We start from the raw sequence: 9412 nt of genomic DNA, 5'->3' as shown, positions 1-9412 counted from the left end.
CAGGCACAACGGCATCTGGCGGCATCAGCCGTCACGGGGCCGGCCGGGCTGGATGAGCACCAGGTCCGCCGCCACCCCGCCTGGGCCCGTTGGGCCATCCTCGCGATGCCGGCCCACGCCTTCCTCGCCGTCGTCCGCGCCGACGAACACGCACACCGACCCACGTCGGACGACCTGATCCCGTTGTCCTGCGACGGGATCTGCCGCCTGTTCGTCGCGCTCGTCGTCCGGACCGCCGCGACGCGCCCCACCAACTTGCCTGTTCCGAAGGCGGGAGGACTTTGTCCGAGCCCGACAACTCAACGATTCGAGACCCGTTGCTTCGGGAGTGCCCGATCCGGTGGCCGCTCGGTGGCCGGACGTCTTTGGACGGGGCAGCATGAGGTAGCAGGGAGCAACCTGTCGCAGGTGACTCTGATCAGGCACGACATCACTCGGCGGCATCAAGCGCTATCCGGCAACATGATCGCTCACGGTCTCGTAATGCGTAGGTCTCGGGTTCGAATCCCGAAGGAGGCTGTTAAAAGTGCAGGTCAGGGCCCTAAAAGCTCCCCACGAAAATCGTGGGGGGCTTTTTCTGTGCCCGGATGGGGACATCCTGGGAGCATCGAGGCGTCGATAAGTCTCCCATGTCTGGATTCTCGGTAGTCGAACGTAGTTCGGGGCTAACCCGATGCCGCTTGCCCTCTCGACGCCCGGTGTCGCCACCCATGAACATGAATGGATATGCGTGGTGTTCTGGCGATCGCTGCGGCCGTGGGTTGCACTGATCGGTGTGTCCGGTGGTGGCGCGGCTGCAGTGCCGGCTTGGGGTGCCGGGTTGCCGACGTGGACGGCGGCGGCGCCGGGACGTCGGTGCGATCCCGACTCCTGGCACGAGCGGACACGTGAAACGCTGCCGTGTCCGTGATCGGGCAGACCCGATCGCGCTCGGCGTCCATCCCGCTGCGATACGGCGTGAACCGTCTGCTGGGGCCGACCGGCTACCTCTTTTCGTACAGAGAGACCGTTTTGGGGAGTGTTGCAGCGAATCTCGGCCGGCGGCTTCGTAGTGACCGTGGCTGAGCCGACTGCCGGCAAGTCCCGACTGGCGTTCCAGGGATGCGCGAGGCGGTACCCGGCCACGTCTTGTTCCAGGGACATCCTGGCCGGGACTCAAGTCGTTGCGAGGGCTTCGGTGGGGGTCAGGCGGGCGGCGCGGACGGATGGGTAGACGCCGGCGAGCATGCCGATCAGGACCGCGCCGCCGAACCCGGCGGTCACCGAGGTGAGGGGGATGACCGGCTGCCAGTTCTGATGGGTGGCATAACCCATGGTGGCCAGGACGCCGATTACGGTGCCGACCAGGCCGCCGAGCCCCGACAGGACGACGGATTCGGTGAGGAACTGGCTGCGTATCTGGTTCCGGTTGGCGCCCAGAGCGCGGCGCAGCCCGATCTCCCGGCGGCGTTCGAGGACGGAGATGACCATGGTGTTGGCCACTCCGATGCCGCCGACGAGGAGGGCGACCCCGGCGAGTCCCAGGAAGAGCGCGGAGAAGGTGGACTCGGTGGCCCGTTTGGCGGTCAGCGCGTCGGACGGGCGGCTGATCTGGACCACGCCGGGCAGTTCGGGGTTGATGGTCTCCGGCAGCACGTCGCGGACCGCCTCGATCTGCGACTCCTCCGCCTTGAGGTAGATCACCGTCGGATGGCCGTCGAACCTCAGCATGCTGCGCGCCGCGTCCCAGCCGACCAGCACCGAGCGGTCGATGTCCGGCGACAGGGGGGTCTTCTCCAGGACGCCGATGACCGTGAACCACTGGCGGTCGATGTAGATCTGCGGGGCCGGCTGCCCGGCGGTGACCTTCGGGATGCCGAGCCGGGAGGCGGCCACCGAACCGAGCACGGCCGTCGGGAACTTCTCCGTGTTCGCGCCGAGGAACCGGCCCGAGCCCATCTCGGCGTTGATCGTCCGTAGCAGGTCGACCTTGCTCGCCAGGACGGTCAGCCCCGTGTAGTCGGCCTCCCCCTGGCGGTCGTTGCGCAGCACCTCGGTGTGGGTGTTGGCGACCGCGCTGGCCGCCGTGACCGGCCCGATCCGGCGGGCCATGTCCACCGACTCCGGAGGCAGCAGCACCGGCGGGTCCTGGTTGGCGGGCACCGCCTGGAGCATGTTGGTGCCCAGCGCGGAGAGCTCCTTCATCAGGGCCTTCTGACTGGACGCCGGGATCCCGGTGACGACGATCAGGGTCGCGATGCCGATCGAGATGCCGAGCGCGGACAGGGCCGCGCGCATCTTGCGGGTCCGGACGCCCAGCATCCCGAGGCCGAGGATGTCCAGCGGTGCCAGCCGCACCGGCCTGCTGTCGGCGACCCCGTCGGCCGGACGGCCGGCGGCGTGCCGCCGCGTCGATGTGATGGTCATGTCCAGCTTTCCGTACGGGCGGGAGGGCCGACGTCGGCGGGGGCGTCGGCGCGGATGTCGGAGCGCAGGCGGCCGTCGCGGATCTCCACCCGCCGGGGCAGCTGCGCCGCGATGTCCCGGTCGTGGGTGATGACCGCGATGGTGGTCCCCTCGCGGTTCAGCGCGGTCAGCAGATCCAGTACGGCCACGCCGTTCGCGGTGTCCAGCGCGCCCGTGGGCTCGTCCGCGAGCACCAGCACGGGCCGGTTGACGAGCGCGCGGGCGATGGCCACCCGCTGCCGCTCACCGCCGGAGAGCTGCTGCGGCAGATGCCGGGCACGGCGGGCCAGCCCCACCCGGTCCAGCGCCTCAAGGGCCAGCGCGCGGCGCCTGCCGCGCGGGACACCGGCGTACAGCAGACCGGTGGCGACGTTCTCGGCGGCGGTCAGCCCGTCGGTGAGATGGAACTGCTGGAACACGAAGCCGAGTTGACGGCCCCGCAGGGCGGACAGTCTGCGGTCGGAGAGGTCCGCCACGTCCTGGCCGCCGATCTCCACGGTGCCGCTCGTCGGCCGGTCCAGCGTGCCCATGATGTTCAGCAGGGTCGACTTGCCGGACCCGGACGGGCCGACGATGCCGAGGAGTTCACCCTGCTCGACGACGAGCGAGACGTCGTCGAGCGCCGTCACCCCGCCGGGGTACACCATGCTCGCGCCGCGCACCGCCAGGACCGGAGGCGCGCTCCCGACCGGCACCGGGGGCGCGCTCATGACGTCGTCACCACCTTGGTCCCGGCGTCGATGCCGTCGCCGCTGACCTCCACCACGCCCTTGGAGAACATCCCGGTCTTCACCGCCACCAGCCGGCCGCCCGGCAACTGGACCGCGTAGCCGCCCTCGCGCAGCGCCATCAGCGCGCCGATGGGCACGGTGAGCACGTCCTTGCGGGTCTCCGACGTGAAACTCACCCGCACGGGAGCGGAGTCGAGTCCGCGCACCGCCCCGGTGTCACGCAGCGAGACGCTGACGGTCAGCCGCGGTTGCCCGGAGGAGTCGTCGCCGCTCGACGTGTCGCTGGTGCGGACGGCGCTGCCGATGGAGGCGATGGTGCCCTTGGCCGTGGAGTCGTCGGGCAGGCTCACCGTCACCGTGTCGCCCCGCCGCATCGAGCCCGCCGCGTCCGGATCCACCGAGACGGTCACCGACTTGGTGGTGGACGTGACCGTCATCAGGGTCCCGTCGGCCGCGTCGGCGAGCTGCGCCTGGACGCCCTCGACCCGTACGGCACCGGACAGCACCGAGACGTCACCGATGCCCAGCACACCGGTGGACGGCATGCCGGCCGCGGTCTGCCACCGCTTGATCGCGGCGATGAGATCGGCGGTCAGGACGCCGTCACCACGCTTGACCTGGACGGGAGTTGGCGTGGCGGTGGGGGTGGGGGTGGGGGGTGCCCCGGAGGGTGAGGCGCTCGGCAGGCTCCCCGTGGCGGTCGGCGTGACCCGCTGCGGTGTGACCCACGTGCCCACCGCGGGTTGTACGCCGATGTCGTAGTCGAGGGCCTTGAGGTTGTCGACCACCGTCTTCACGTCCGGCCCCGTGGTGCCCCGCGCCTCCAGCGTCCGGTACAGCGGTGTCTGGCCGTAGAAGACCGGCATCGGCACGTTGTCCACCCGGTACAGCGGTTCGCCGCGCCGGACCGTGGCCCCCGTCGCGGGCAGCCAGGTGACCAGGCCCGTCCTGCCGCCCTTCACGGTGGTCGCCCGGCCGTAGCCGAGGGTTCCGTCCAGCGTCTGGGCGTTGGAGAGGTCGCTCCTGGTCACGACGGCGGTCGCGGTCCGTACGGCGCCGCCGCCGGTGTCCGGCTTCCCGCCGCTGTTCTGCCACGCGGTCACGGTCAGCGCGCTCGCCACGACGACCGCCACGGCCACCGCACCGATGACCACCCGCCGTCTCCCGGGCCGACGGGCAGCCCTCGTGTCGTTACTCGTCTTCACCGAACGCCTTCACCTGGCACTGGAGTTCGTACTCGTCGTAGTGGGGGCGGTTCATCTCGTTTCCGGTTTCCAGGGCCCAACTGCCTTCGTAGACCAGGGCTTTGATGCCGTGGCCCTTCATGCACTTCACCATCTCGCGGACGTCGTCGGCGTAGTCCGGGTTCTTGGCCGGGTCCAGCTCCGGCGGATCGAGCGGCTGCTTCCCCTTGCAGGCCAGCACCGCGGGATCGTTCGGCTTGCGCTTGTACTTCTCCGCCGCCCCGTGCTCCTTCAGGCATGCCTGCCAGGCTTCGTACATGCGATTGACTTCCTCGTTGGTGCTGTCCAGCCGGATCTGCGGCCGGCCCGCGTCGGGACCGGCGCTCGCGCTCGTGCTCGTCGAAGTGCCGCCCGCCGACGGGGAGTTCAGCGAGGCGACCTCGTCCTTGCCGCCGCCCTTGTCCGTGTCGTCGTTTCCGCCGACGCCCCCGCAGGCGGTGAGGACCATCAGGCCGACCGCGCCGACGGAGGTGAACACCGCGGCTCGATTGAAGAGGTTCAACATGCCGCAGACCATGGCCCGAACTTATGACGATCCTGTCAGGGCGCCGTCAGAAAGCCGTCTGACCTGATCCCGTCGTGCCTACGCTGACCCCATGAACGCCCGTGTCCTCGTGGCCGAGGACGACACCAAACAGGCCGAGGTGATCCGCCGCTACCTGGAGAGCGAGGGCCACACCGCCCTGCTCGTCCACGACGGACGCGCGGCCCTCGACGAGGTGCGCCGCCACCGGCCCGACCTGCTGGTCCTCGATGTGATGATGCCGGTCGTCGACGGTCTGGACGTGTGCCGGATCCTGCGGTGCGAGAGCGACCTGCCGGTGCTGATGCTGACCGCCCGCAGCACCGAGGAGGACCTGTTGCTCGGCCTGGATCTCGGCGCCGACGACTACCTGACCAAGCCCTACAGCCCCCGTGAACTGATGGCCCGTATCCGCACTCTGCTACGGCGGACCCGGGCGGCCGGCACCCTGCGACAGGACCCGGTGCTGCGGGTCGGCGCCCTCGCCGTGGACCCCGTCCGCCGGGTCGTCGAGATCGAGGGCCGCCAAGTGGCCTGCACCCCGGGCGAGTTCGACGTCCTCGCGGCGATGGCCGCGGAACCCGAACGGGTCTTCACCCGGCGCCAGTTGCTGGCGAGCACACGAGGGGACGACCGTTACATCACCGAGCGCACCATCGACGTGCACGTCCTGAACCTCCGCAAGAAGATCGAGCCGGTACCCCGGCAACCGGTCTATCTCCAGACGGTGTTCGGCGTCGGCTACCGCCTCGCCGACGGCAGCCGTGGACGCTGAGACGGGGGTAAGGGCGGGCCGCCACGGCAGGATGCCGCTGCGGCGGAGCCTGCTGGTCCGGCTGCTGGCCGCGTCGATCACCATCGCCGTGTGCGCGGTCGCGGCCACCGCCTGGCTCGCCGCCCGCACCACCACCAGCGCCATCCAGCAGGAGCAGGGACAGGTCCTCGCCGACGACGCCCAGATCTACGACACCCTCATCGGCTACGCGGCCGGCCACACCGACTGGTCCGCGGTGACGCCCACCCTGAAACGGCTGGCCGGGCAGACCGGCCGCCGTATCACCCTGACCACCCAGAACCGCCGGCCCATCGCCGCGTCCGGCACCGCGACCGCCCTCCCCACCAGGGCCTCGGCACTGCTCGACCCGCTGCGGGCCGACCCGGCCCTGTTGCCCGGCGTCCAGGCGGACGGCATCGATCCGCGAGCGGTGGGCCCGTACCGGCTGCCGGGACAGGAACGCAAGGAACTGGGGCTCCGGGTACTCAAGTTGCAGTCCTGCCTGCGCGTCGCCGCTTTCCCCGCCGGAGTCACCGTGGGGCCCAGCGGCAGGCCCTCCCTGGTCCTCACTGGAGACAACAACACCCGGCGGAAGGCCATCGAGGTGTGCGACCTGTACACACTCGACAATCCCACCCCCACCGAGCGAGAGGCGCTCGACCGGCTCAACACCCTGGTCGCCGGCTGCCTGAAACGCCAGAACCTGGGCCCCGTGCCGGTCGGCCTCGACTTCGCCCCCTCCGGGAAGGACAGCGAGGTCGTCCAGCGGTGCATCGACACCGCCCGCCGCGAACAACTCGCCCCGTACGTCGCCCAGCCCGCGCTGCTGTTCGTCGCCACCCCGGCCGGATCGGCGGCCGCACCCGGCTTCGACCTCTCCTCGGCGAACAAGGTCCGGATCGCCGGGGTCGCCGCGCTCGTCCTCGTCCTCACCGTGGCCGTCACCGTCACCGTCGGCACCCGGCTGGTACGGCCCCTGCGCGCCCTGACCGACGCGGCCCGCCACCCGGCCGAGCAGCATCTGCGGGTACCGGTGTCCACCCACGACGAGATCGGCCGTCTGGCCGCCGCCTTCAACGATTTGGCGGAGCGCCGCGAGCGGGTCGAGGTCCAGCGCAAGGCGATGGTCAGCGATGTCGCCCACGAACTGCGCACCCCGCTCAGCACGATGCGCGCGTGGCTGGAGGCGGCCCAGGACGGACTGGCAGTCTCCGACGAGGCGTTCATCGCCTCCCTGCTGGAGGAGGCCCTGCTGCTCCAGCACATCGTCGACGACCTCCAGTACCTGGCACAGGCCGACGCGGGCCAGCTCCGGCTGCACCCCGAACCTCTGTGCCTGCGTGAACTCCTCGACCACGTGGCCGCCGCCCACCGCGGCCGAGCCGACGCCGCCGGTGTCACGCTGACCGCCCACGCCGAGGACGCCCCCACCCTCTCCGCTGACCCCGCGCGCCTGCGCCAGACCATCGGCAACCTGCTGTCCAACGCCATCCGGCACACCCCTCCCGGAGGCAACGTCACCCTGCGCTGCCGCTGTGCCGGCGACCGGGTCGTGATCGAGGTCGCCGACACCGGCACCGGTATCGGCGCCGACGACCTGCCCCGTGTCTTCGACCGCTTCTGGCGCGCCGACAAGTCCCGCAGCCGCCAGACCGGCGGCAGTGGCCTGGGCCTGGCCATAGTCCGCCAACTCACCGAAGCCCATGGCGGCACGGTCTCGGTGACCAGCACCCCGAACATGGAAACGGTCTTTACACTCAGCCTGCCGCTGTGAAGGGACGGACGCCTTCTGATGCCTGATACGGCAACGGCTTCTTAGCTCGTTTTATGGGCTGAGGTCGAAATGGACCTCGAACTGGGCCGCTCACCTGGGCGTTTGCCGGACGTGGAGGCTGCCTTCGTCTGATCCTGTGCTGCGACCAGGTGCACCGATCCAAACGAAGGCCGTGAAGGTGACCGTGCTGCTGAGTGCCTACGTCATCGAGGCGCGCGGCCTGCCCGCGTGGCAGCCGGGGACGCTGTTCGCGATCAATACCGTCCTGGTGGTGCTGGGACAGACCGCTTCCACCGGGTCTACCGAGAGCCGCCTTACCTCGTTCAGTGCCAGCGTGGCATACCGCCGCGGCCACGCTTGACGGGTGGAACGGCTGCACAAGACGGTCGAGGCATCGCTGACCGTGGCGATCCTGCGGAGTTCCGACCGGCCAAGCCCCCGGGTGGCCGGCACACACACTCCTCCCGCCTTCAGTACGGCCAGCTGTGCCACCAGCGCCTGCCGATGGTCGTCGCAGTGCACGATCACCGGATCACCGAGCTGGACTCCACTGTGTACCAGTACTGACGCCAGCTGTGCGGCCCACAGTTCGGCCTTGGCGAAACGCAGTGGGGCGCCGGCGTCCTGTACGGCGACGGCGTTCGGGCGGCGTCGGGCCGCCCGGGTGAACAAGGCGTCGAGGGTGTTCTCCGACGGCGAAGGCGGCCCCGCGGCTGTTGTGGCGCGCGTCCCGGAACTTGCGGGACGCGCCGAGGCGGGTGCGGGTGCGGGTGCGGGTGCGGTGTGAGGCGTACGCGTGGTGTGCGCCCGGCGTGCGGCCAAGGCGGGGTCAGTGGTCACTGAATTTCCTCCAGCTTGGGAACGAACCCCAGCTTGGCCTCCCTCTCTGGGGAAGTTCTTGATGAATGCCCGCCCCTCCTCGGGCGGCGGCCCGGGAAAGTCCGACACCTGCATGGCGCGGACGCTGAAGCGGAGCGTGGATGGCCTGCAGTGGTCAAGAGGTGGCCACGCCGCAGCAACAGCCGTCACCAGGCGACACGATCACCTTGGCGATGTCGAGGGCGCGGCGTGGGGTGACGGGCAGCGGAGTGTCCGTCACCCGGGTGCTCAGGTCTTCAGGAGTAGGCGCACGCGCGCGTGCCCTTACCGGATCCGGTCGGCGTAGTCCTCGACCAGGTCGGCGATGAACGAGAGCAGGGCGTCGACGCGGTGCCGGTCCTCGCGCTGGGCGCGGAGGGACTGGTGTATGGCCCGGAGTCGGTTCAGGGCGGCCGGGGCCCGGTCCCGCACCTCGTCGAGCAGGGGCGTGGTGATCAGGTCCAGGCATGCGGTGAACAGCAGCCGGGTGGCCGGCGCGGGGGGAGCCGGGTCGGGGGCGGCGAAGCCGGTGGTCAGGTACCGCGCGGGGTCGGTGAGGCTCCAGCCGACGACGGTGCCGTGCTGGACGAGGAGCGCCACGTCGGGGGCGATGCCGACGCGGGCCTCCAGCGGCTCGTCCAGGACGTCGAGGTCGCGCAGGCAGGTGAGCTCGGTGTCTCCGGGGGCGCGGCAGAGCTCCGTGGTCACCTCCAGGCGGAAGTCCCGGGCCTCGTCCGCGCGAAGGCCGCCCGGGCGGACGGGGGGTGCGGCGGGAAGACGGGCGCAGTCCTCGGCATCGGCGGCCTCACCGGTGATCTGGAACTCGGCGCCGACCAGATCCCGGCCCGCCCGATCGAACCGGAGCTCGTCAGGGGTGTCCCACAGCCACGGCTCACTGCCGAAGGTGTCCAGAAGGAACCGCCCGCGTTCCTCGACGTCTGCGTACGTCGCGATGCGCACGCGGAAGTCCCGGAAATCGAAACGCGGGCTGATGTGCAGCGGATCGTCCGTCACCGTCGCGGTCCAGGTGTCGTCGATGGTGATTCTCATGGTGAATGCCAC

The 9412-nt window shown here is 70.4% G+C and carries 8 protein-coding genes and 2 pseudogenes; 4 read left to right on the top strand and 6 right to left on the bottom strand.

From position 1 onward, the window contains the following. Positions 1 to 48: 48 nt before the first annotated feature. Positions 49 to 234: pseudogene (locus AB0J04_RS07540) on the top strand (IS701 family transposase); the annotation flags it as partial. A gap of 921 nt (positions 235 to 1155) precedes the next feature. Here the strand turns inward: AB0J04_RS07540 and AB0J04_RS07535 are convergent. The 4 genes from AB0J04_RS07535 to AB0J04_RS07520 are packed head-to-tail and all read right to left on the bottom strand — an operon-like array spanning position 1156 to position 4925. Continuing rightward, on the bottom strand, positions 1156 to 2406 hold the full coding sequence (locus tag AB0J04_RS07535; RefSeq protein ID WP_363167417.1) for an ABC transporter permease: 1251 nt from the start codon (positions 2404 to 2406) through the stop codon (positions 1156 to 1158). Beyond that, positions 2403 to 3155, bottom strand: coding sequence for an ABC transporter ATP-binding protein (locus AB0J04_RS07530; protein WP_363167416.1), 753 nt, complete (start codon positions 3153 to 3155; stop codon positions 2403 to 2405). The genes AB0J04_RS07535 and AB0J04_RS07530 overlap by 4 nt, the downstream gene beginning before the upstream one ends. Next, positions 3152 to 4330 carry a hypothetical protein gene (locus tag AB0J04_RS07525; protein WP_363167415.1) on the bottom strand — a complete coding sequence of 393 codons (1179 nt, stop codon included), beginning with the start codon at positions 4328 to 4330 and terminating at the stop codon, positions 3152 to 3154. Before AB0J04_RS07525 ends, AB0J04_RS07530 begins: the two co-directional genes overlap by 4 nt. A 37-nt stretch (positions 4331 to 4367) precedes the next feature. Beyond that, positions 4368 to 4925, bottom strand: coding sequence for a hypothetical protein (locus AB0J04_RS07520; RefSeq protein ID WP_363167414.1), 558 nt, complete (start codon positions 4923 to 4925; stop codon positions 4368 to 4370). Between the two features lie 91 nt (positions 4926 to 5016). Here AB0J04_RS07520 and AB0J04_RS07515 point away from each other — a divergent pair, with 91 nt between their 5' ends. The 3 genes from AB0J04_RS07515 (at position 5017) to AB0J04_RS07505 (ending at position 7853) form a co-directional block, all read left to right on the top strand. Then, on the top strand, positions 5017 to 5718 hold the full coding sequence (locus tag AB0J04_RS07515; RefSeq protein ID WP_363167413.1) for a response regulator transcription factor: 702 nt from the start codon (positions 5017 to 5019) through the stop codon (positions 5716 to 5718). A gap of 31 nt (positions 5719 to 5749) precedes the next feature. Next, entirely contained in the window at positions 5750 to 7492 is a 1743-nt protein-coding gene (locus AB0J04_RS07510) for a HAMP domain-containing sensor histidine kinase (protein ID WP_363167472.1), read from the top strand. A 178-nt stretch (positions 7493 to 7670) separates the two neighbouring features. Continuing rightward, entirely contained in the window at positions 7671 to 7853 is a 183-nt protein-coding gene (locus AB0J04_RS07505) for a hypothetical protein (RefSeq protein ID WP_363167473.1), read from the top strand. A 56-nt stretch (positions 7854 to 7909) separates the two neighbouring features. On the opposite strand, the pseudogene AB0J04_RS07500 reads toward AB0J04_RS07505, so the two are convergent. Beyond that, positions 7910 to 8446 (bottom strand): annotated as a pseudogene (locus AB0J04_RS07500) (AMP-binding protein); the annotation flags it as partial. Between the two features lie 189 nt (positions 8447 to 8635). After that, positions 8636 to 9400: a hypothetical protein gene (locus AB0J04_RS07495; RefSeq protein WP_363167412.1), complete on the bottom strand. Its 765-nt coding sequence runs from the start codon at positions 9398 to 9400 to the stop codon at positions 8636 to 8638. Positions 9401 to 9412 lie beyond the last annotated feature (12 nt).

The organism is Streptomyces sp. NPDC050263 (genome assembly GCF_040655955.1).
Classification (GTDB): domain Bacteria; phylum Actinomycetota; class Actinomycetes; order Streptomycetales; family Streptomycetaceae; genus Streptomyces.
The sequence above is the reverse complement of the archived record's forward strand: the minus strand, read 5'-3'. Positions and strand labels throughout refer to the sequence as shown.